At 57.4% G+C, this 20,419-nt stretch carries 16 protein-coding genes, 1 tRNA gene and 2 pseudogenes; 10 read left to right on the top strand and 9 right to left on the bottom strand.

Annotated elements, in window-relative coordinates; translation table 11 throughout:
• The first annotated feature begins 9 nt into the window (after window positions 1–9).
• A complete protein-coding gene (locus BLS60_RS07615; protein ID WP_070880662.1) occupies window positions 10–981 on the top strand; it encodes a TAXI family TRAP transporter solute-binding subunit in 972 nt (323 codons plus the stop codon).
• A 96-nt stretch (window positions 982–1,077) separates the two neighbouring features.
• Window positions 1,078–3,642, top strand: a complete 2,565-nt coding sequence (locus tag BLS60_RS07610) for a TRAP transporter permease (RefSeq protein ID WP_092366464.1) — start codon at window positions 1,078–1,080, stop codon at window positions 3,640–3,642.
• 372 nt (window positions 3,643–4,014) lie between these two features.
• Here BLS60_RS07610 and BLS60_RS07605 read toward each other — a convergent pair whose 3' ends face one another.
• Window positions 4,015–5,502, bottom strand: a complete 1,488-nt coding sequence (locus BLS60_RS07605) for a sensor domain-containing diguanylate cyclase (RefSeq protein ID WP_167357654.1) — start codon at window positions 5,500–5,502, stop codon at window positions 4,015–4,017.
• Between the two features lie 333 nt (window positions 5,503–5,835).
• Here BLS60_RS07605 and BLS60_RS21460 point away from each other — a divergent pair, with 333 nt between their 5' ends.
• The 6 genes and pseudogenes from BLS60_RS21460 to BLS60_RS07580 all read left to right on the top strand — a co-directional run bounded on the left by BLS60_RS21460 (window position 5,836) and on the right by BLS60_RS07580 (window position 9,405).
• Complete coding sequence (locus tag BLS60_RS21460) at window positions 5,836–5,991, top strand: hypothetical protein (protein WP_167357653.1); 156 nt, start codon at window positions 5,836–5,838, stop codon at window positions 5,989–5,991.
• Window positions 5,992–6,085: 94 nt separating this feature from the next.
• The gene (locus BLS60_RS07600; protein WP_070880665.1) at window positions 6,086–6,337 is read left to right on the top strand and encodes a helix-turn-helix transcriptional regulator; all 252 of its coding nucleotides are present in this window, start codon (window positions 6,086–6,088) and stop codon (window positions 6,335–6,337) included.
• Window positions 6,337–7,533, top strand: a complete 1,197-nt coding sequence (locus BLS60_RS07595; RefSeq protein ID WP_092366459.1) for a type II toxin-antitoxin system HipA family toxin — start codon at window positions 6,337–6,339, stop codon at window positions 7,531–7,533. Before BLS60_RS07600 ends, BLS60_RS07595 begins: the two co-directional genes overlap by 1 nt.
• A 112-nt stretch (window positions 7,534–7,645) precedes the next feature.
• Window positions 7,646–7,819: pseudogene (locus BLS60_RS07590) on the top strand (tyrosine-type recombinase/integrase); the annotation flags it as partial.
• Window positions 7,812–8,354 (top strand): hypothetical protein, encoded by a 543-nt coding sequence (locus BLS60_RS07585; RefSeq protein ID WP_092366456.1) that lies wholly within the window; start codon window positions 7,812–7,814, stop codon window positions 8,352–8,354. The pseudogene BLS60_RS07590 and the gene BLS60_RS07585, both read left to right, overlap by 8 nt.
• 145 nt (window positions 8,355–8,499) lie before the next feature.
• On the top strand, window positions 8,500–9,405 hold the full coding sequence (locus BLS60_RS07580; RefSeq protein WP_092366453.1) for an SH3 domain-containing protein: 906 nt from the start codon (window positions 8,500–8,502) through the stop codon (window positions 9,403–9,405).
• Window positions 9,406–9,832: 427 nt separating this feature from the next.
• On the opposite strand, the gene BLS60_RS07575 is transcribed toward BLS60_RS07580, so the two are convergent.
• The 6 genes and pseudogenes from BLS60_RS07575 to BLS60_RS07550 all read right to left on the bottom strand — a co-directional run.
• A complete protein-coding gene (locus BLS60_RS07575; protein ID WP_092366450.1) occupies window positions 9,833–11,593 on the bottom strand; it encodes a zinc ribbon domain-containing protein in 1,761 nt (586 codons plus the stop codon).
• 3 nt (window positions 11,594–11,596) lie between these two features.
• Complete coding sequence (locus tag BLS60_RS07570; protein WP_092366447.1) at window positions 11,597–12,307, bottom strand: hypothetical protein; 711 nt, start codon at window positions 12,305–12,307, stop codon at window positions 11,597–11,599.
• A 151-nt stretch (window positions 12,308–12,458) separates the two neighbouring features.
• Window positions 12,459–13,379, bottom strand: a complete 921-nt coding sequence (locus BLS60_RS07565; RefSeq protein ID WP_092366444.1) for a restriction endonuclease — start codon at window positions 13,377–13,379, stop codon at window positions 12,459–12,461.
• Window positions 13,380–13,417: 38 nt separating this feature from the next.
• Complete coding sequence (locus BLS60_RS07560) at window positions 13,418–14,188, bottom strand: nuclease-related domain-containing protein (RefSeq protein WP_092366440.1); 771 nt, start codon at window positions 14,186–14,188, stop codon at window positions 13,418–13,420.
• Window positions 14,189–14,273: 85 nt separating this feature from the next.
• The gene (locus BLS60_RS07555) at window positions 14,274–15,398 is read right to left on the bottom strand and encodes a Fic family protein (protein WP_092366437.1); all 1,125 of its coding nucleotides are present in this window, start codon (window positions 15,396–15,398) and stop codon (window positions 14,274–14,276) included.
• Window positions 15,399–15,586: 188 nt separating this feature from the next.
• A pseudogene (locus BLS60_RS07550) lies at window positions 15,587–16,258 on the bottom strand (NERD domain-containing protein); the annotation flags it as partial.
• Window positions 16,259–16,303: 45 nt separating this feature from the next.
• Here BLS60_RS07550 and BLS60_RS07545 point away from each other — a divergent pair.
• Together BLS60_RS07545 and BLS60_RS07540 are read left to right on the top strand one after the other, a co-directional pair.
• Window positions 16,304–16,380, top strand: a tRNA-Ile gene (locus BLS60_RS07545).
• A 164-nt stretch (window positions 16,381–16,544) separates the two neighbouring features.
• A complete protein-coding gene (locus BLS60_RS07540; protein WP_092366431.1) occupies window positions 16,545–17,198 on the top strand; it encodes a LuxR C-terminal-related transcriptional regulator in 654 nt (217 codons plus the stop codon).
• Between the two features lie 3 nt (window positions 17,199–17,201).
• On the opposite strand, the gene BLS60_RS07535 is transcribed toward BLS60_RS07540, so the two are convergent.
• Window positions 17,202–18,833: a hybrid sensor histidine kinase/response regulator gene (locus BLS60_RS07535; RefSeq protein WP_092366428.1), complete on the bottom strand. Its 1,632-nt coding sequence runs from the start codon at window positions 18,831–18,833 to the stop codon at window positions 17,202–17,204.
• A gap of 309 nt (window positions 18,834–19,142) precedes the next feature.
• Entirely contained in the window at window positions 19,143–20,396 is a 1,254-nt protein-coding gene (gene glyA / locus BLS60_RS07530) for a serine hydroxymethyltransferase (protein ID WP_092366425.1), read from the bottom strand.
• Between the last annotated feature and the right edge of the window lie 23 nt (window positions 20,397–20,419).

The raw sequence follows: 20,419 nt of genomic DNA, 5'->3' as shown, positions 1-20,419 counted from the left end.
GAGCAACACATGAAACTACTTCCACTGGCCTTAGCCCTTTCTGCAGGGCTGTCCCTGAGCGCGATGGGCGGCATTGCCCAGGCTCAGGACAAATTCGTGACCATCGGCACTGGTGGCCAGACCGGTGTTTATTACGTCGCCGGCCAGTCGATCTGCCGCTTCGTCAATCGTGATTCGTCGAAAACCGGTATCAAGTGCAACGCCCCGGCAAGCGGCGGCGGCGTGGCCAACGTCAACGGCCTGCGCTCTGGCGAATACAACTTCGGCATCATGCAGTCCGACCATCAGTACAAGGCCATGAAGGGCGAAGCGCCGTTCGAAGCACAAGGTGCAATGGACGATCTGCGCGCCGTGTTCTCCCTGCAGAGCGAAGTGTTCACTGTGCTGGCCCGCAAGGACGCCAACATCAAGGGTCTCGATGACCTGAAAGGCAAGCGCGTCAATATCGGCAATCCAGGTTCCGGCCAGCGTGACACGCTGGAAGAAATCATGCGCGTCAAAGGCTGGGACAAGTCGGCGTTCAAACTGGCGTCCGAGTTGAAACCGGCCGAGCAGGCCAGCGCCCTGAGCGACAACAACATCGATGCCATGACCTACTTCGTCGGTCATCCGAATGGCGCCATCCAGGAAGCCACCACCACCGTCGACGCGGTACTGGTGCCGATCACTGGCGCGGATATCGACAAGCTGCTCAGCGAGAAGAGCTATTACACCAAGGCCGATATTCCGGGTGGCCTGTACAAAGGCAACGACAACGCCACGCAGTCGATTGGCGGCAAGGCGGTACTGTCTGTCAGCTCCAAGACTGACGCCGACGTGGTGTATCAGCTGGTCAAATCGGTGTTCGAGAACATTGATCGTTTCCGCAAGCTGCACCCGGCCTTCGCTGATCTGAAAGAAGAAGACATGATCAAGGTTGGCCTCACCGCACCGCTGCATGAAGGCGCCGCGCGTTATTACAAAGAACGTGGCTGGCTGTAAGACTTAGCGCAGCACGTGTTAACAGCAAAGTGAAAACCCGCGCACCGCAAGGGCGCGGGTTTTCTGTGATCCGCATGGCTGAATTCAGGCAAATCCATGACCACTGATAAATTATCTTCCGAAGAACTGATCGCGCAGGAGGTGGGGGCACGTAACCCCCAGGGCGCGATGGCCAAGATTATTGCTGGCCTTGCGCTAGCCTGGTCGCTGTTCCAGTTGTGGATCGCATCACCGTTGCCCTTCATGGTCGGCATCGGTGTGTTCAACGATACGCAGACGCGCGCCATTCACCTGGCATTCGCGCTGCTTCTGGCATTCCTTGCCTACCCCGCTTTCAAGCGCTCGCCCCGTGAGCGAGTGCCGCTGCTCGACGTGGCCCTTGGCCTGGTCGCTGCAGCCACTGCCGCGTACCTGTTTCTGTTCTATGAACAACTGGCCCAGCGGCCAGGTAATTTGACCACCGCTGATCTGGTCACCGCGTGCATCGGTATTCCACTGCTGCTCGAAGCCACGCGCCGCGCGCTCGGCCCGGCGCTGGCGATCATCGCGGCAATATTTCTGATCTACAGCCTGGCTGGTCCGTGGATGCCGGCGATGCTCGCGCACCGCGGGGTCAGCCTGACGGCCCTGGCGAACCACCAGTGGATCACCACCGAGGGTGTGTTCGGCATCGCCCTGGGCGTATCGACCAGCTTCGTGTTTCTCTTCGTATTGTTCGGCGCGCTGCTCGAGCGCGCTGGCGCCGGTCACTATTTCATCCAGCTTGCCTTCAGCCTGCTCGGGCATATGCGTGGCGGCCCGGCCAAGGCTGCGGTGGTCTCGTCGGGTTTGACCGGGCTGATCTCCGGCTCGTCGATCGCCAACGTGGTCACCACCGGTACATTCACCATCCCGATGATGAAACGCACCGGCTTCAGTGCCGAGAAGGCTGGCGCCGTCGAGGTGGCATCCTCCGTCAACGGGCAGATCATGCCGCCGGTCATGGGCGCAGCCGCGTTCCTGATGGTCGAATACATCGGCATGCCGTACATCGAGGTGGTCAAACACGCCTTCCTGCCGGCACTGATCTCCTACATCGCGCTGTTTTACATCGTCCATCTGGAGTCGCTTAAGCTCGGCCTCAAGGCGCTGCCGCGTAACAGTGCGCCCAAGCCATGGCTTGTTCGCCTGCTGGGCCTGGCCTTTGGCGCCGCGTTGATCAGCGGGATTTCCCTGGCGGTCTACTACGGCCTCGGCTGGATGAAACCCGCTCTGGGCGATGCTGCCAGCTGGGTCATCGGCGCTATGTTGCTGATCGTCTATGTTGGACTGCTGAAAATTGCCGCAGGCACTCCGCCACTGCCGGCCGAAGACCCCAACACACCGTTGGAAAAATTGCCGGAAACCCGCCCGGTACTGCTCTCGGGGCTGCACTTCCTGCTGCCGGTTGTGGTGCTGGTGTGGTGCCTGATGGTCGAGCGCTTGTCGCCTGGGCTATCGGCCTTCTGGGGCAGCATGATCCTGGTGTTCATCCTGCTCACTCAGCGTCCGCTGCTGAGCTGGCTGCGCCGCGACGGTACTCATGAACATGGCTCGTTCATGGACGGCATGGTCGACCTGCGCGAAGGCCTGATTGCCGGTGCGCGCAACATGATCGGCATTGGTATCGCTACGGCAGCCGCGGGCATCATCGTGGGTGCGGTCTCACAGACCGGCGTGGGCCTGGTGCTCGCCGATGTGGTCGAAGTGCTGTCGATGGGCAACCTGCTGCTGATGCTGATTCTGACGGCGTTCCTCAGCCTGATTCTGGGCATGGGCCTGCCGACCACGGCGAACTACATCGTGGTGTCCAGTCTGCTGGCGCCCGTGATCGTTTCCCTCGGTCAGCAGAACGGACTGATCGTGCCGCTGATCGCGGTGCACTTGTTCGTCTTCTACTTCGGCATCATGGCCGATGTCACGCCGCCAGTTGGCTTGGCCTCGTTCGCGGCGGCGGCGGTCTCCAAGGGCGACCCGATCCGCACCGGTATCACCGCCTTCTATTACAGCCTGCGCACCGCGGCGTTGCCGTTCCTGTTCATCTTCAATACCGATCTGCTGCTGATCGATGTGGATCTGTGGCACGGCATATTGATCTTCATCATCGCGACGGTGGCCATGTTGCTGTTCGCGGCAGGCACCCAGGGTTACTTCCTGGTGCGCAACCGCTGGTATGAAAACGCGGCGCTTCTGCTGATCGCCTTCGCTCTGTTCCGTCCTGGCTTCTGGATGGACATGCTGGTCGACCCTTACCGCGACATCCCGCCGGCCGAACTAGCCCAGGCGCTTGAGCGCGTCGAAGAAAACAGCGAGCTGCGCCTGCGTGTGCATGGCGAAGATGCCGTGGGTCAACCGCGTACCTTCACCGTGGTGCTGCCGATTCCCGAGAAGGGCACGGGCGAAGAGCGTCTCGAGGCGCTCGGCCTGACTCTCTACGAGGAAGACGACAAGGTGCTGATCGATACGGTCGGTTTCAGCAGCCCGGCGGAAGCCGCAGGTTTGGCATTCGATCAGGAAATCCTCAGCGTGCGCGCGCCAACCGAGCGGGCACCGAAGGAGCTGATATGGATTCCGGCCCTGCTGCTGATGGGCTTGCTGATCTGGCGTCAGCGCCGGCGCCTGAAGGAGCAGGCTGCCGTCTAGTGAAAAGCGGCTGACGCGTTCTCTGCGCGTCAGCCGCCCATCGCCCATCGCTGCCGATCTCTTGGCGAGCTCGGCAGTGGCAGCGTTTGGGACAACTCAGTCAGTGTCCGCGCAGTTCTGCGCGGATTCCCTCGCGGCACTTAGCGTGCTGTCCTGTTATTGAGGCGCCTTCGCCAATCTAGCCACAGCGTCTCGGCGTTACGTGAGGCTCGGACGTCGGCGACGTGCGTTGCGGAGCACCTCTATTCGACGGCAATTCCATGCCTGGCTGCAGCCAAGACTCAGCATATTCGCGACAGGCGTTCTGCTTTGGCCGTGGAAGCCGAAGAGTCGACCGTCGGGGAATTGCAGGGAAGGGCGGCCAGGGTGCGCTCAGTCGCTGTTCTCGTCGCAAGCCACCCGATTACGCCCGGCGCCTTTGGCGGCGTACAGGGCGATGTCGGCTGCCGTTATCAGGTCGGCAGGCGCTTGCATGTCATGCCCTGGTATACCGGACGCAACGCCTATGCTCAGGGTCAGCGCGCCGTAGGGCGAGCCCTGATTGGCTATCGCCAGCGCCTCGACATCCGCGCGAATCGCCTCGGCCACCGCCATCGCAGCCGCGCGTTCGGCACCGGGAAGGATCAGCGCCAACTCCTCGCCGCCATAACGTGCCGTGGTGTCGGCGCTGCGCTTGGCGTGGCGCTTGAGTACTGCGGCCACCTGCTTCAGCGCTTCATCTCCCGCCGGGTGGCCGTGCTGATCGTTGAAGCGTTTGAAGTAATCCACGTCCAGCAGTACGAACGACAGCGATTGTCCCTGAGCAGCGGTGGAACTGAATGCGGCCTGCAGCATTTCGTCGAGGCGACGTCGGTTTGCCAGGCCAGTAAGCGCGTCTTCACCCGCGATGATCTCCAGCGCGTGATTGGCACTGGTCAAGCTGCGATGCATGGCCTGCAGTCGCGCTTCCATCCTGCCTTGGCGGCCCAGTGCGCGCCACATCATCCAGGCCATCGACATGAATATAATCAGTACGCTGCCAGTCAGCGCCCAAGTCTGCAGGGCGCGGTTTCGCCAGGGCTGCATTGCCTGCTCCTCGGAAACCGCGGCTGTCACCAGAATGGGGTATTCGGCGCTGGTATCGAACCCGTAGATGCGCCTCACGTCATCTGTCATCGCCTTCAGCACGATGCTGCCGCGCATCACGCCATCTTCATTGATGATGCGCAGCAACGGGCTTCTCGACACGCTGAACGCGTAGCCTTGGTCCGCTAGCCGAGACCTGGCGAGGTTCGTGCCGTCTCGGTTGACCAGCCCGATAACGCCCTCGCTGCCCAGATCGATGGTCTGGTAGAAGTCGACGAAGCGCTGGATATACAGCGTTGCGAGCACCACGCCGGCAAATTCACCGTTGGCATCATTGAGCCGTAACGACAGCGGTATGACCCACTGCCCCGTGATGCGGCTCTGAATAGGCGCGCCGATAAGCAGGCCGTGGTTCTTGGTGACGTGATGAAACGTAAAGTAATCCCGATCGCTGGCGTTATAGGCTGCGCTGGGTTCCTGAATCGTAGTGAGCAGCGGCCGACCCTCCGCGTCCACTACGGTAAAGCCCTCCACATCACGCAACGTCACCAGTTGCGCGCGTGATACTTCCAGCACTTCATGCAGGTTCTCGGCGCCGTAGCCCGACATCTCCAGCTTGCGCTGAATGCCGATGGCCACCGTATGCGCGTCACGAATCGTCGACTCTGCCTGCCGAGTTAGCGCCGTCGAGAGGTTCTGCATGTCGTCAATGTGTTGCCTGAGCGCCTCACGCCTGTCCCAATCGACCTGCAAATAGGTCAGCAACAGAAACGCCACGCCCACGACAAGCGTCATGATCGCGACCAAGCGTCTGAGGTGACCGATTTTTGAAGTATGCATAGTCAGGTGTGCTGTTTGGGCAGGTAACGGTACTGGTTTCACAGTTCGCTGTGCTATCGGCGTACGTCGCTCGCACAGGAATTGGACGGCCACTGGTCATCAGCAGCGCCTGAATTATGAACGCTCGGGCTACCCCATGGCATCTCCCGCACGCCAGCAGAGCTGGGAATAACCCACAGCCAATGCTTGGAGCTATTGGAGAGCGTCGAGGACACGATTGATTTATTCGTCTCAGGTCTGACCTAACTGATTCAAGCGGAAAGCCAGAAAGCCCAGCCGGATCTCCACTTGATCGCGCAGTGGGACGCGATGGACCGCGAAGCCTTTGACCCGCACCACGGCCTACCGGGTGCAACCGTAGCGACCTATCAGCAGGTGCTGGAAACCTACCGGCAACGCAGTCGTGAATTGCGCCTGATGGCGGACCGCTATATGGCCGCGTAGTGTCGGTTCCTGGGCTTGAGCAGCCTATTCGCTTTGATTTCTCCGCTAGTTCGGTATACGTTACATTTAATATAAATTGTTGTGTATACAGAACATGGACTATTCCCTCATCTCGCTGCGACTTGGCGAGCAGCTTCGGCAGCGCCGCCTGAATCGCGGGCTGACTCAGGCCGCGCTCGCTTCCCTGGCCTGCATCACCAGGCAAAAGGTTATCGCCATCGAGAAGGGCGACCTCTCGGTGGGAATGATGGCCTATGCGCGAGTGCTGGCAGCCCTCGACGCTGAACTCAATGTGGTGCCGGCAGCCATGCCCACGCTGGACGAAATCCATGGAGTATTCGATTGATGACGGCCGTGCTGCAGGTTGCAACGCCAGAGGGTGACAGCGGGAAGATTCTTACCAGCGCTGGAGACTATCTGTTCCGCTACCACGAGGACGCCGAGGCGAAGGCCGCGATCAGTTTGCTAATGCCGGTGCGCCTGGACGAATACCGCCATCGGGAGCTGCACCCGATCTTCCAAATGAACCTGCCGGAAGGCTATGTCCTGGAGCAGTTGCGCAACCGCCTGGCCAAGGTGGCGAACGTTGATCCGATGTTGCTGCTGGCGCTGTCGGGTAGCAGTTCACCTATCGGCCGGGTGGCGGTCAGCTCGCCTGAGGTCGATGCGCTTTTGGCGCGGCAGCAGTTCCCCGGAGAGAAGCTGGAAGAAATCCTCTCCTGGGACGGTGCAGAGGATATTTTTGCCGGCCTGGTGGATCGCTACATCCTGCGCGCCGGTATGTCGGGCGTGCAGCCCAAGGTGCTGGTGCCTGAGCATCAGGATTCCACACCGCAACGTTTCACCTCGAAAACTTCCGACCTGATCATCAAGAGCGGTCGGGATGAGTTTCCGGGATTGGCGATCAACGAGTTCCTTTGCATGTCCGTGGCGAAGGAAGCGGGGATTGTGGTGCCGGAGTTCTATCTCTCCGCCAACGCCAAGCTGTTCGTTATGCGCCGCTTCGACCGGGATCAGCAGCTCAATCCCATCGGCTTCGAAGACATGGCGGCATTGATGGGGCTGGCCGCGGAGCAAAAGTACAGCAAGAGCTACTCAGCCATTGCCAAGGCCATCCGCCTGTTCTGCCCGTCCGAGCACGTGCAGGGCTCACTGGCGCAGCTATTCGCCATGGTGACCCTGAGCTGCATCGTCGGTAACGGCGACGCCCATCTGAAGAACTTCGGCCTGCTCTACTCCGACCCTACGCAACGTGATGCGCGGCTCGCCCCGGCCTACGACATCGTCAATACCACGGCCTACATTCCAGAGGACGTATTGGCGTTGGATCTTGTCGGCAACAAATCATTATTCGCCTCGCGCCAAGGGCTGCTGGACTTCGCTCAGGTCTGTGATGTGGCGCGGCCAGAAGAGGTGATCCGCGAGCAGTTGAGCGCGCTGGAGCGGGTACTGGCTCGCTCAACAGAGCTGCGCGAGCAGGCACCGAATGTGGTCGCAGCAATCAGACAATGCGCTGGGCAGTTTATGCAGACGTTTGGCTAGGACGTGTTCAGTTTTAAATGTGCGGCGGGGCGACAGAGGATGGCAGGCCACGGTTAATTCCTCGTAAAACGTGGTCTGTCCCCCGATTGTTAAGGCCAACTGACCCACGTGCTTCGCCAGCCACTACATGCGCAACGGCGGCGACATCCTGACCCTGCAACGCGTCCTCGGCCACGCAACCCTGGCCATGACCCAGAAATACGCCCACTTCAGCCCGGGGCATATGGCTGATGTGGTGAATTTAAATCCGCTGGCCAGGCGGACAGTGGAGAAATCAGATGTTTGAAGGTGCTGACTGGACGACTATTTTGGTCGCATTGATTAGCGCGGCTGCCGGCTCGATTGTCCCTATCTGGCTGTATCGCTCTGGCATCAAGCGTGAGCGAGATAGCGTCTCTGGGGCGATAATTGCGGAGGTGTCCTCATTGATTCAGATCGCATATGCGCGGGGCTATCTACCGGGATTACAGAAAGAATATCGAGATCTAGAGCTCCGTATATACGGAACGAACGCGTTTACTGGAAATACCATAAAGGCGGCTTACTACCGTTTGTCAGTTCCGGAGAACTACAACTTAATCTATCGAGATAACGCGTCGAAAATTGCCTGCATGGGCCCAAAGCATGCCGTTCAGGTTGTCCAGTTCTATCAGTTGATTCAGAGCGTATTGGCTGACATATCTCCGGGCGGATTCCTTTACGAAGGAACCAGAGATCTTAAGCAGGTGGGGCAGACCATCGAGCTTCTAGAAATAGCAATGCGCATTGGTAAAGATATCGCTGGGCTTGAGACATGGAAACCTGAAGAAACCGTTACATGATTGAGGCTGGGGAAGTTCGTATCTTGATTGCGCTCCCACATCCGTATACCGCTCGCCAATATCCAGCACTTCAATCATTTCAGTCCAAGACAGGTGGCTGATATGACGAACCAGAATCTGTTGGCAACCACGGAAGGCTCATCTGATGATTGAAAAAAAGCCCGGCAAGTACATGACTCCAGAGACCACCAATGCGGCGATTGAACACTTAGCGGCAGAAGTGAATGCGAGCAAGGCGGTTTTGCTTTTCCAAAGAGAAATGCGCAACTGGCTAGCTCATCACTCAGTTGATATTGAGCCGTTCTCATTTTGGGCGAATGAGGGCATGGAAGCTCTGATGTCGATGGCTGAGCCTGTTGGTGGGATCGAGAGTCTTGCCAAGATGATGGACTTAGCAGTGAATCGCAGCTGGCCTGAGGCAAACCGGGAAGACTCAGGCGCTAAACCGCTAGCCGTAGACATTCTAAGTCGATCGAAGCTGGTCACATCTGAGGCACGTCACTGGTCGCGACGGATTCATGGCAACGCTGCTTACTCGGATGTGAGCTTTCAAGCCACCCCAAGTTTCACCCCTCAGCAACAAGAGTTGTTTGAGCAGGAAATCATCAGGAATGCTAGCGGCGGTGACCACCTCAAAAGACTCTCCAGTGGCGCAATTCTTTACCTGCAGTGGCTATTAAAAATCATTGCCGCCTTGTATATCGCCATAGCTGCACAAGGCACTGTTCGAACCGAGCTCTGCTTTTATCAGCCAAAGCTCATTCCCTTTGCTACCGCTAATCAAGCGGGGAAAGCCCTTCGCACGTTCTTCTGTGACCCAGGAAAGCCTGAGGTAAATTGGGCAGATTACCGCCAAGTTAAGGGTGTAGGAGTCAAGCTGCGGTTAGCGCCAAGCATGCGCGCAGGGGAGGTGGACATCAAATTGCCGGATCGAGCGATACTTGAAATTCTCGACGCCACTAACTCCACCTGGCTTCGAGTATCTGTACTGGGAGACGAGGCCGTTGAGGGCTGGATTTCGAGGGCTTATACCAACAAGCTGCACCGCTAAAATGGGGAGGGGTGGACACTTTGTGGACACCGCAAGGAAGAGAAACCCCGAGGAGCTGAGTGCCAAATACACGAAAGCCGCGCAATGCGCGGCTTTTAAGGTGGTGGGCCCACACGGACTCGAACCGTGGACCAAAGGATTATGAGTTGCCTAGAAACGCTGCAAGCCTAGTGAAACCGTGCGTAGCTTAGCGTAGGTACAGTGAGCTGAAAGTAGCGCCGTAGAAGGGGTTAAGCGTAATTTAGCGAAATTTGCTAGAGCGGAGCACTGTGCTGTTAGTGTACCGATACAGACCGCGATGCCAATTTGCTTTGCATCGTGGCCGTACCGTTAGCACTGTTCAGTGCTAACGGTACGGCCAGGCAATTTTTTAGCACTGTGCCTCATGTTATTAGGAGAGACTAACTGCCGAATAGTGGGTATGGACTTATCCAGAAATAAACTCATCGGCAGCGTTTTTGATAATTCTAGATCGAACATCCTTGATGTAAGAAATTTGCATAAGATCTGCGCGCTTCGCTTGAACAACAGAGCCGACCGTGGGGTACTTTGGCTTAATTCTATTTCTTAGACGTTCGCTAATGGATAACTCACTAACTGGCTCTTCTAAGAGAGTGCTGACGATTGAAGTTGCTGTGATTTTAGTTCCGCACTCACTACAAAATTTTGCATTTAGAGGTAATGGCGCAGAGCAGCCTGGGCAGGTTTCACTGGGCAGCAGAAGAGAGTCGAGATATGTCTTGATTTGAGGGTCTGATGAAGAGAACTCTCGATAATCCGTCAGGCTTAGTCGTGTTATGGCATCTGCAGTTTTGGGAGTATCAAATGCTTTTTCTGTGGCCAGAATTGCCAGGTTTACTAGATAGCGGGGACCTGTTCCGCTGGCTATTTTCACGGTGCCTAATTGGGAAACCATTCCAGAGTAGCTTAAAATATCAAGCGATAATTTTAAGTTTGGTGACATGTCCCTCTGTATTGTGAAAAATGCCGATTGATATTCGCTTTTTGTTTTACGGTGATTTTTTGTCCTGATTTCTGGGACTAAATATCCTCGAAGCAGTTCCAAGCCTACCCTTATATGAGATGCGTATACAGGAAGTCGCTTAGACAGGCTTTGGTGGTATGGGATAAGAGCTTGGTCAACATAGTTCTGTACCGCTAACCCAACGGAGCGCTCTGATAATGCTCCGTTGCCTGAAAGGGCGCTGTTTAGTATATGTAGCAAGGCTCGTGGGTTGCCATTTGAAAGATCGATACATAGGTCGAGTTCCGCGCCCCGCTGAAATATTTTTTTCCTTTGAGCGCTAGTTTTTGGTAGGCGCTTATCAAGAATTTCGCGGAAATGTAGGCGGTTTTCTCTCCGGCCACTCTCGCCGGGGTCAAATCTGACAGCTGGCAATACGATTGCATCCTGGCCAACTTCGAAGTTTCTGCCGTAATTAGTGACTGTTGGATAAACTGCAGCCTTGCAGGCGACTATCCCACCATGTAGCAGCTTGAAAATCTCAAAGAATATATTTTGCTGCGTCGGTATAAATGTATGGGCGGCCTCGTCGAAGAAGAATATTATTTTGTGCAGGTCAAACTGCTCTGCTATTTCTTTAATTATGTTTACTAGAAAGCTTGTATCTTGAGCTTTGGCTAGGAAGTCACTACCGATCTGTTTTATAATGTCACTTTGGCCTGATTTGCTAAATGCGAGCTTTTGTAATAAGTGTATTTTCTCTTCGAGCATCGCTTTCGTTTCGATCACTGAAGAGATTCCGAAAACCCTCTGGTAAGGGTCGCTGGCACCTGTTTTAGCAATGAGATTCAGCGCTAGTAGTTTTTCGTGTAACGCTTCGAGTATTTTAATATTTACCCAGATCTGGAATGCGTCACGCTCGTCTGCTTTGACGCCTTCAAGTAGTGTGCTGGTTTTGAAGTTGACGTAAACTCCAAGCTTCTTGTCGATTTGGAATATATTGTCTAATTCAATTTCAGCCATGCGCAACAGCATTGATTTCCCAACGCCACGGGCTCCTTCTAGAAGGTTGGCGCCGTTACCCTTCAGCGCGTCAATGATACGTCTTTCAAAGTCTCCCAACACTGATACGTCGCGAATTTGATTGTAGAGAAGGTCTTCGCATCGAGCTGTCTGAAGAAGGTCTTCTCCGGTGTATTTGACGCTGGATGAATCCTTGTTCATTTATTAGTTTCTCTTTATTGCTGGAAAGGCATCTTCAATCTTCTCCCTCAGACCGCTAAATCGTCCAAGTAAGAGTTCAATGACGGCCCGCTGTGCAGAAGCTGTCAGAGTAAGATGGTCTATGACGCCATTCCGATTTGGAAGGAATCTCTCCGGAGATAGGGGAGGGAGTTCAGATATTTTTCCGTGAACAGTATTGCTTAGCTCTCTGTATATTTTTTGAAATTTAGATTGATCGCAGATTGTACACGCAAAGTCGCCCCCCCTGATGTGCTTGATATATTCAGAGTAACCGCAAGAGTTTAAATGAGTGACCATGGCTGAAAAGCTAAGATCTTGATCGCCACTTCTCCATCCCCAGTATTCATGTGGTAGATCCCACATGTAGACCGTGGCTAGTCCAATCTCGAAGGCCCTCCGAACAGACATTCTAGCCTGAACAATGAGACCAATACTGCAGAGGTACATTGCTAGTGAGAAGTCCGAGAACACCTCTTCTAGGAGCTCTGAGCAGATTTTAGATTGGCCCTCGGTGTCACAGTGCTCGTCAGATAGAATCGTTCTGATCTCGCTGATTATGCGAGAGTTCATATCAATTTTTTCTATTACTTCCCATGGGTCACCCTCTAGGGAGTTTATGTTTTGACCAAATTTCTCGTGAAGAGAAAGAAGAATTTCCTTTACGGTCTGTTTTTGTGCGTGTGACGAATTCATTTCGTATTTCTCGACTTTAGCCAGCCCTTAGGTGTCTTGCGTTTGTTCTGAGAAAAATACTCGATGGGTTTCTGTATGGTATTTATCCTATCATTGTCATGGCTATAAAATTCTGTATAAACGGAAGAAGACTGATTTCTTTCCTCCCCGGTCATTCTTCATCGAAGTAATCGCTATCCAGCTTCGGTAACTTGAGCAGTCGCGAGGTGACGCCAACCTCGTGATCCATCATCAGGCTAACCAGCCTACGGCCATCAACTAGCACCATGCCCTCCACTGAACGTGAGAAGTCGATTGCCTGTGCCGTAAAACCTGAGGTGGTAATAAATACGCCACGCTTGGCCTTCTGCCCTGCAAGAGCACCATAGAAAGCCTGCAGCTCTGGTCGCCCAACGGTGCCTTGCCAACGTTTTGCCTGGACGTAGACCTTTTCCAGGCCGAGCTTGTCGAGTGAGATCACGCCGTCGATACCACCATCACCGCTGCCGCCAACACGCTGCAGATCGTTGCGGCTCGCGCCGTAGCCAAGGTTGTGCAGCACATCCAACACAATGACCTCAAAACGATTTGGGCTGACTTGTAGAAGGTTATCCAGCAGGTCTGCTGACGTTGCCTCGCGTAGTTCACGCAGCGCCTGCTCCAAACGGTCGTCAGGGCTGACAGTCGCTGAGCTTGGAGCTCGAGCAGCTTGCTCTTGCCCATCGAGAGGGATCGCATCCGTGGGTGTCTTGAGTTTTACGTCCATAAAGCCGATGGCAAGTTGCTCGACCTTATCCGCCGCTAGGGGAGCAGAGTGCCGGGCAGCATAGGTGATGCCTGCTTCAGTCAGCTTCCAGTGTCCACGCTTGGCGCTGCTGGATAGTCCGGCGCGCTTGAGGCGGTCATGGGCCCAACCAGCACGGTTTTTGTAAGTAGCCTGGCCGCTGGCTATTAGCTCTTGGCGCTGACTCTCTGAAAGGTTCAGCGCATCCGCAGCGGCCTCGTGGGCGTCGCGCGTTACGGCCCCTTCAGGCTTGGCGGCCAGGTAGCGCAGGATCGGTTCGATGAACTGGTCGTAGGTTGGGACGGACATTGCTACTCCAGATGCAGGATTGGTGTTATGGCCGCGTGCTAAAGGCTCTGCATGGTTTTGCATTTGGGAAAGGTAGAGCAGCCCCAGAATTTTTGGCCGGCATTTGCCCCTGTTTTACGCGTGCGAATAACCAGGGCGCTGCCGCATTTCGGGCATTGCCGCTCGGCTGTCGGATCACTCCGGCGCTTGAGGTTTTGCACATGCTCGCGATGGGTGGCGAGGGTAGGTGCGCGGCGGCCGGTTTGCAGGGCCTTTAGCATGGCGTCGACTTCAGCCTCGCTGAATAGCGGCTGCTGGAATGACTTGATGTAGCGGATAAAGCCGATGCCCTGCGTGACGTTGGCCGGCACATCGGTTTTGAAGGTGCTGCCGCCGACAAAGGTGATCACCGAATGCAGATGCTCGGGGTTAACGCCTAGGGTGGCTTCCAGTGCTTTGAGGTGTTTGTAGTTCTGTTGCAGCGGGTTCTGGAATTTGAAGGTGCGTTTGTAGAGCTTCTGCGTCCACTGCGCCTGCTTCTCGGTGCCAAAGATCCAGCCGCTCATGTTCTTCGTTTCCAGCACGAAAATGCCGTAGACCGAGAGAAACACGTGATCGATCTGCGTGGTGCCGTCAGGCGTATTCAGGGTGACGTTATGCAAGCGGCGGTAGGTGTGCTCATCCAACTGCCGGTGAGCGAAGAAGCGCACAAGCAGCTCGCCGATATGGCCCTTGGCCCACGGCGACTTGAACAGCGCAATCAGAAATACGGCTGGGATAAACCAGGCCAGCATGCCCAAGACCTGGGCGATGACAGGGGTGAAGTCCATTTCTCGACCTTTCGGAGAATCCTGCGTTGGCTGGATAGTACCGAAATTTCGCGTAATGGCACGATAGTATTAAACGTGAGCTTTGTCAGACCGTAACGATCTGGTAGCGAGTGCTACGTCCCCCGCCAGGCAAGCGAGCGATGCAGTTCCTTTCCAGCAGATCGCTCAAATGCCTTGTTGCAGTAGCTTTGGAGACTTGGGCAACAGCCTGATACTGAGCGGCGCTGATGCCATCTTCAAAACCACGCTCGCCACCTTCGAGCAGCCGGTTAAGCACTTTGATCTGTTCTGCAAACAGAGCCTGCCCACGATGCGCCTGCCAGAAACGTGCTTTGGCCAGCACTCTGTCGATACGTGCCAAGGCTTGCTCCAGGCTCTTTAGCAGCGTACTCAAGAACCATTGCAGCCATGCAGTGATATCCAGCCCGCCTTTCTGACAGGTCTCGAGGACGCGGTAGTAGCCAGCGCGGTCGTCAAGGATGCTCGCTGACATGGCGTAGAAGCGGATGGCTTGTTGCTCGCTTTGTGCCAAGGCCATATCGGTGATCGCCCGCGTAAGTCGGCCGTTGCCATCATCGAATGGGTGCAGTGTCACGAACCAGAAATGAGCAATGCCGGCTCGCAGCAATGGATCGAGACCTGCATCGTTGCGGCTGCTTTCGAACCAGGCCAAGAAGTCCGTCATTTGCTGATCTAGCCCTTCCCGTGGCGGTGCTTCGAAATGAACGGTTGGTCGATCAAGCCGGCCAGAAACGACCTGCATCGGCTCCTTGCCACGCAGTTCACCAATGCGTAGAGGTCTAGCCGCTAGACTCTCATCGACAGGAAACAGCCAGCGATGCCAGTTAAGTAGGCGCGGCAGATCCAACGATGACTGACATTCCCGAGTTGCATCGATCAACAGCGCTGCAAGCCCTTCCGAACGGGGTGTAGTGCGACCATCCTCATTCAACCCCAAGCGCCTGGCCAATGAGGAACGCACCGAACCGATGTTTAGTTGCTCGCCCTCGATGGCAGACGACGTGATGATGTTCTGCAGCATGGCCTCCAGGCTGCTTTGCACCTCGGCATTACCTCCAACGGCGTCCAGCATGCCCAGTAGACGCCCCTGTGCATGGACGCAAGCACGTAACAGTGGCGCGAGCGGTTCAGCTTGCCAAGTGAAGTGTGGCCAATGGGGCTGTTGCCAGATCCAGAAGGGGTCGTTCATGCGCTTCGCTCGTCGGTGAGCCGATTAGCAAGCCTATTCGGCTCACGAGATGAGCTGATATTGCCGGTTAATCGGCGCATCGTCCAATTCTGAAACCTGGTCTTTCGTACGGCCAACTCCCCCAGTGGGATCAGTACTCAGGTTTAGTAACAGGGGACAGACCACGATTTATAGGTCCCTCTTGCATTTCAAAGGCTCTGCCTCGTTCGACACTTCGGAAACGTAGAGCGGCCCTAGAATGGTTAGCTGACATTGGCCCCTGTTTTACAGGTGCGGATAACCAGCGCGCTGCCGCTTTTCGGACATTGCCGTTCGGCTGTCGGATCGCTACGGCGTTTAAGGTTTTGCGCATGCTCGCGGTGGGTGGCAAGTGTCGGTGCGCGGCGGCCGGTTTTCAGGGTGTGCCGCATGGCGTCGACGTCAGCCTCGCTGAATACCGGCTGTTGGAATGACTTGATATAGCGAACAAAGCCGATGCCCTGGGTCACGTTGGCCGGCATTTCAGTTTTGAAGGTGCTGCCGCCGACAAAGGTGATGACCGAGTGCAGATGCTCGAGGCTGACGCCAAGGGTGGCTTCCAGGGCTTTGAGGTGCTTGTAGTTCTGGCGTAGCGGGTTCTGGAATTTGAAGGTGCGTTTGTAGAGCTTCTGCGTCCACTGCGCCTGCTTCTCGCTGCCGAAGATCCAGCCGCTCATGTTCTTCGTTTCCAGCACAAAAATGCCGTAGACAGAAAGGGAGACGTGGTCGATCTGCGTGGCGCCGTCAGGCGTATTCAGGGTGACGTTATGCAAGCGACGGTAGGTGTGCCCGTCCAATCTGCAATCACAATTGTTGGATAGCTCGCGAATATGCCCGTGCGGCATTGGCGCTTGGCAGACGCATCGGTATAATCCGCCGGCCTCTGAGGGCCTATAGCTCAGTTGGTTAGAGCAGAGGACTCATAATCCTTTGGTCCACGGTTCGAGTCCGTGTGGGCCCACCACTTCCAAAGCCGCGCGTTGCGCGGCTTTTTCGTATGGGTACTCTACCCGCTCGCCCCGCCTCTAAAAGCAGCTGCGCGTCTGCTCCCAATGTAACGCCGCGCATCCCGTCGAGACTGCGAACCCGGAGCTGGCATCGCTGCCGCGATGACCTTAGTCTGATGCCATGACGAATACACCCGCTTTCCCCGACCGATCCCCGACAGAACGCATCATCGTTGCCGATGACCATCCGGTTTTCCGTGAAGGGTTGAGCCGCATAGCGCAGCGGGTGTTTCCCCACGCCAGTGTTATCGAAGCGGGTGATATGGATGAGGTGCTTGCGGTGGCCGATGCCGGTGCCGTGCCCAGTCTGTTTATGCTCGACCTGCTGTTCCCGGGGCAGTCGCCGCAGGCTATTGGGGCGTTGCGCCAGCGCTTTCAGCGCAGCTCGATCGTCATTGTGTCGATGGTCGACAACCGCGAGCTGATCGATGAGGTGATGGCGGCGGGGGCGGATGGTTTTATCGGCAAAGCGACGCCGCCTGACGAAATCGCCCAGGCGCTGCTGGCAGTTCGCGCCGGGGATTTCGTGCTGACGCTGGGGCCCGCTGGCGTACCGACCTTCAGTGAAGACGGGCACCTGCTGGAGCAGCTGACGCCGCGTCAGCAGGATGTGTTGCGGCTGCTGGTGCGCGGTCTGGCGAACAAGGAGATTGCCCGCGAGCTGGATATCTCGCCCTTCACGGTGCGCATCCATGTGTCTTCGCTGTTGCGCACACTGGATGTCAGCAGCCGCGCGGCGGCGGCGGTGAAGGCGGCAAAGGCCGGGCTGCGCTGAGCGCTATGCTGCTCGTGCCCTGAGCTTGAGCGCCACGAGCAGCGAGCGAAGTTCTGCGGGCTGCACGGGTTTGGAGAGGATCGGAATGTCCTCGTCGCCCAACTGCTCCTGTACGCGGCGAACGTCGTGCCCGGTCATGATGATGGCCGGCACGTTGCGGCCACTGAGCGCGCGTACATGGTTGATGCAGTCGGCGCCGGAGGCTTCGCGGCCCAGGTCGAAGTCGGTGATTACCAGGTCGAAGTCCCGTGATACGTCAGGTAGCGAGGTGAAGGTGTCGACCTCGCAACCCCACTTGTTCAGCAGTGTCGCGGTGGCCAGCAGCACGTTCTGATCATCTTCGATCAGGCACACCCGCAGGCCATCGAGCATGCGCGGTGAGTGGTTGCTGCCCTGAGCGGTGGCGGGGCGTTCGACTGGCGCCGCGGCTTGGTGCAGGCCATCGATTGCCGCAAGCGTGCCGCGGCCCTCCACGGAACGGATGCGAATGTGCAGGCCCATCAACGTACCGAGCCGGCGCACGATGGTCAGCCCGAGACCCATGCCTTCGACGTCGCTGTCGCGCGCCTGCCGCACCCGATAGAACTCTTCGAAGATGCTATCGAGATGTCCTTCGGCGATACCGCGGCCTTTGTCGTAGATCTCTATGGAAAGGCTGGCGTCTCTGCGTCGACAGGCGATCAGCAGTGGCTGGTCAGGGGCGTATTTCAGGGCGTTGGAGAGCAGGTTCTGCAGCATGGTGGTCAGCAGGCTTTGATCGGCGCGCACGTAGACGGGCGGGCAATGCAGGCGGATATCCACACCGGCCCAGCGCGCGGCCTCGGCATTCTGCTGAACGAGTTGCTGCAGCAGGTTGTGCAGCGGCAGGGTTTCCAGCTGGGGAACCACCTTGCCGCTGTCCAGCGAGTACATGTCGAGTATCGAGCGGAACAACCGTGCGACGCTGTGCAGGGATTTGTCGATGTTTTCCACCAGGCGCTGTTGCTCGGTGCCCAGGCTGCTGTCGCGCAGGCAGGCGGTGAACAGGCTGATGGAGTGGATGGGCTGGCGCAGGTCATGGCTGGCCTGGGCGAGAAATTGCGACTTGGCCAGGGTGGCGGCTTGCTCGGCCTCGGCGGCGAGGCGCGAACGCTTGAGCAGGGCGTGCATGTACGCCGGCACCATCAGGGTGGTGAGCAGCAGGGTGATGATCAGGTAGGGTTGGGACTGCCAGTAGGCCGAGGTGCTGGCGATGAACACCAGCGAAAGCGTCGCCATGATGGTCGCCAGCAACAGGTAGCCCGAGCCGTAGCGCAAGCCATAGCCGACAGTGACCCAGATCAGAATGGCGTAGAAGGGCAGCATGGGCGCGCCTCCTGCCGCGATGGTCAGCGCGATGCAGATGTAGTCGCTGAGCATGGTGACCACGCGCCGTGCGGGTCGGTTGCCGGGGCGCCGGCGGATGTCGATCCACAGCGCCAGTGAGGCGGCGAAGAACAGCGATTCGAGCAACAGTATCTGCCAGGCCAGCCCCGGCGCGATGATTGATTGCTGATGAAGCAGCAGCGTGTACCCGATTGCGATGGGCGCGATGACGAGGCGCACGACCGCCTGGGCGCGTTCGACGTCATAGGACGGGGAGGCGGTTGCGAACATCAAGGTTTCCTGCGGGCGCTGGTCATCCGCGCACCATAGGCCCACACCACGGGGCGCGCAAGGCACTGGCGTGGCTGCGATTTGCCGTTGGCACATCTGTCTAATTTCGACGATGTCGAGAGCATGAGCGCCGGTCTCGGTGCGGGTGCTCCTCACGCTGCTGCTGCCGCACCGACCGCGACACTTCCGCCTCCTGGATTTTCCGCTGCACGGTTTTCGGCAGTTGCCTGCCGGCCGATCACGCTACAGCGCGTTTTTGCAGGCATGAAAAACCCGGCACTTGGCCGGGTTTTTGTGCAGCGCTGCCCTTTACTTGCCGTAAACCGGCAGTTTGGCGCAGATGGCTTTGACCTTTTCACGTACGGCATCGATCACCGCTTCGTTGTTCAGGTCGGCCAGGATGTCGCAGATCCAGCCGGCCAGCTCCTTGCACTCGGCTTCCTTGAAACCGCGAGTGGTGACAGCCGGGGTGCCGAAGCGCAGGCCGGAAGTCACGAACGGTGAGCGTGGGTCGTTCGGCACCGAGTTCTTGTTAACGGTGATGAAGGCTTTGCCCAGTGCGGCATCAGCGTCTTTACCGGAAATTTCCTGCTTGATCAGCGAGAGCAGGAACAGGTGGTTCTCGGTACCGCCAGAGACCACGTCGAAGCCACGCTCGATGAACACGCCGGCCATGGCCTTGGCGTTCTTCACGACTTGCTGCTGGTAGGTCTTGAACTCAGGCTGCAGCGCTTCCTTGAAGCAGATCGCCTTGGCGGCGATGACGTGCTCCAGCGGGCCGCCCTGGGCGCCCGGGAAGACGGCGGAGTTGAGCTTCTTCTCGATCTCGGCGTTGGCCTTGGCGAGGATCAGGCCGCCACGCGGGCCGCGCAGGGTCTTGTGAGTGGTGGTGGTGACCACGTCGGCGAACGGCACCGGGTTCGGGTACACGCCAGCGGCAACCAGGCCGGCCACGTGGGCCATGTCGACGAACAGGTATGCACCTACCTTGTCGGCGATGGCGCGGAAGCGTGGGAAGTCCAGTACCTGCGAGTAAGCGGAGAACCCGGCAACGATCATCTTCGGTTTGTGCTCGACCGCCAGGCGCTCGACTTCGTCGTAATCGATCAGGCCGTTGCCGTCGATGCCGTACTGCACGGCGTTGTACAGCTTGCCGGACGACGAAACGCTGGCGCCGTGGGTCAGGTGACCGCCGTGGGCCAAGCTCATGCCCAGGATGGTGTCACCGGCGCTCAGCAGGGCCAGGTAGACCGCAGCGTTAGCCTGCGAGCCGGCGTGCGGCTGGACGTTGGCATAGTCGGCGCCGAACAGTTCCTTGGCGCGGTCGATGGCCAGTTGCTCGACCACGTCGACGTACTCGCAACCACCGTAGTAGCGCTTGCCCGGGTAGCCTTCGGCGTACTTGTTGGTCAGCACGGAGCCCTGGGCTTCCATGACAGCCGGGCTGGTGTAGTTTTCCGAGGCGATCAGCTCGATGTGCTCTTCCTGGCGCAGAGCTTCTTGCTGCATGGCTTCGAAGAGCTCGGCGTCGTACTTGGCAATGGTCAAATCTCGGCTGAACATGGCAATCCCCTGAAAGTCAGCTG

The sequence above is a fragment of the Phytopseudomonas seleniipraecipitans genome (assembly GCF_900102335.1).
Taxonomy (GTDB): domain Bacteria; phylum Pseudomonadota; class Gammaproteobacteria; order Pseudomonadales; family Pseudomonadaceae; genus Aquipseudomonas; species Aquipseudomonas seleniipraecipitans.
The sequence above is the reverse complement of the archived record's forward strand: the minus strand, read 5'-3'. Positions and strand labels throughout refer to the sequence as shown.

Bases quoted from the DNA above. Each gene is read 5' to 3' on its own strand.
- BLS60_RS07615 (WP_070880662.1), top strand. From the start codon at position 10: ATGAAACTACTTCCACTGGCCTTAGCCCTTTCTGCAGGGCTGTCCCTG.
- BLS60_RS07610 (WP_092366464.1), top strand. From the start codon at position 1,078: ATGACCACTGATAAATTATCTTCCGAAGAACTGATCGCGCAGGAGGTG.
- BLS60_RS07605 (WP_167357654.1), bottom strand. From the start codon at position 5,502: ATGACGCTTGTCGTGGGCGTGGCGTTTCTGTTGCTGACCTATTTGCAG.
- BLS60_RS07600 (WP_070880665.1), top strand. From the start codon at position 6,086: ATGGACTATTCCCTCATCTCGCTGCGACTTGGCGAGCAGCTTCGGCAG.
- BLS60_RS07595 (WP_092366459.1), top strand. From the start codon at position 6,337: ATGACGGCCGTGCTGCAGGTTGCAACGCCAGAGGGTGACAGCGGGAAG.
- BLS60_RS07585 (WP_092366456.1), top strand. From the start codon at position 7,812: ATGTTTGAAGGTGCTGACTGGACGACTATTTTGGTCGCATTGATTAGC.
- BLS60_RS07580 (WP_092366453.1), top strand. From the start codon at position 8,500: ATGATTGAAAAAAAGCCCGGCAAGTACATGACTCCAGAGACCACCAAT.
- BLS60_RS07575 (WP_092366450.1), bottom strand. From the start codon at position 11,593: ATGAACAAGGATTCATCCAGCGTCAAATACACCGGAGAAGACCTTCTT.
- BLS60_RS07570 (WP_092366447.1), bottom strand. From the start codon at position 12,307: ATGAATTCGTCACACGCACAAAAACAGACCGTAAAGGAAATTCTTCTT.
- BLS60_RS07565 (WP_092366444.1), bottom strand. From the start codon at position 13,379: ATGTCCGTCCCAACCTACGACCAGTTCATCGAACCGATCCTGCGCTAC.
- BLS60_RS07560 (WP_092366440.1), bottom strand. From the start codon at position 14,188: ATGGACTTCACCCCTGTCATCGCCCAGGTCTTGGGCATGCTGGCCTGG.
- BLS60_RS07555 (WP_092366437.1), bottom strand. From the start codon at position 15,398: ATGAACGACCCCTTCTGGATCTGGCAACAGCCCCATTGGCCACACTTC.
- BLS60_RS07540 (WP_092366431.1), top strand. From the start codon at position 16,545: ATGACGAATACACCCGCTTTCCCCGACCGATCCCCGACAGAACGCATC.
- BLS60_RS07535 (WP_092366428.1), bottom strand. From the start codon at position 18,833: ATGTTCGCAACCGCCTCCCCGTCCTATGACGTCGAACGCGCCCAGGCG.
- glyA (WP_092366425.1), bottom strand. From the start codon at position 20,396: ATGTTCAGCCGAGATTTGACCATTGCCAAGTACGACGCCGAGCTCTTC.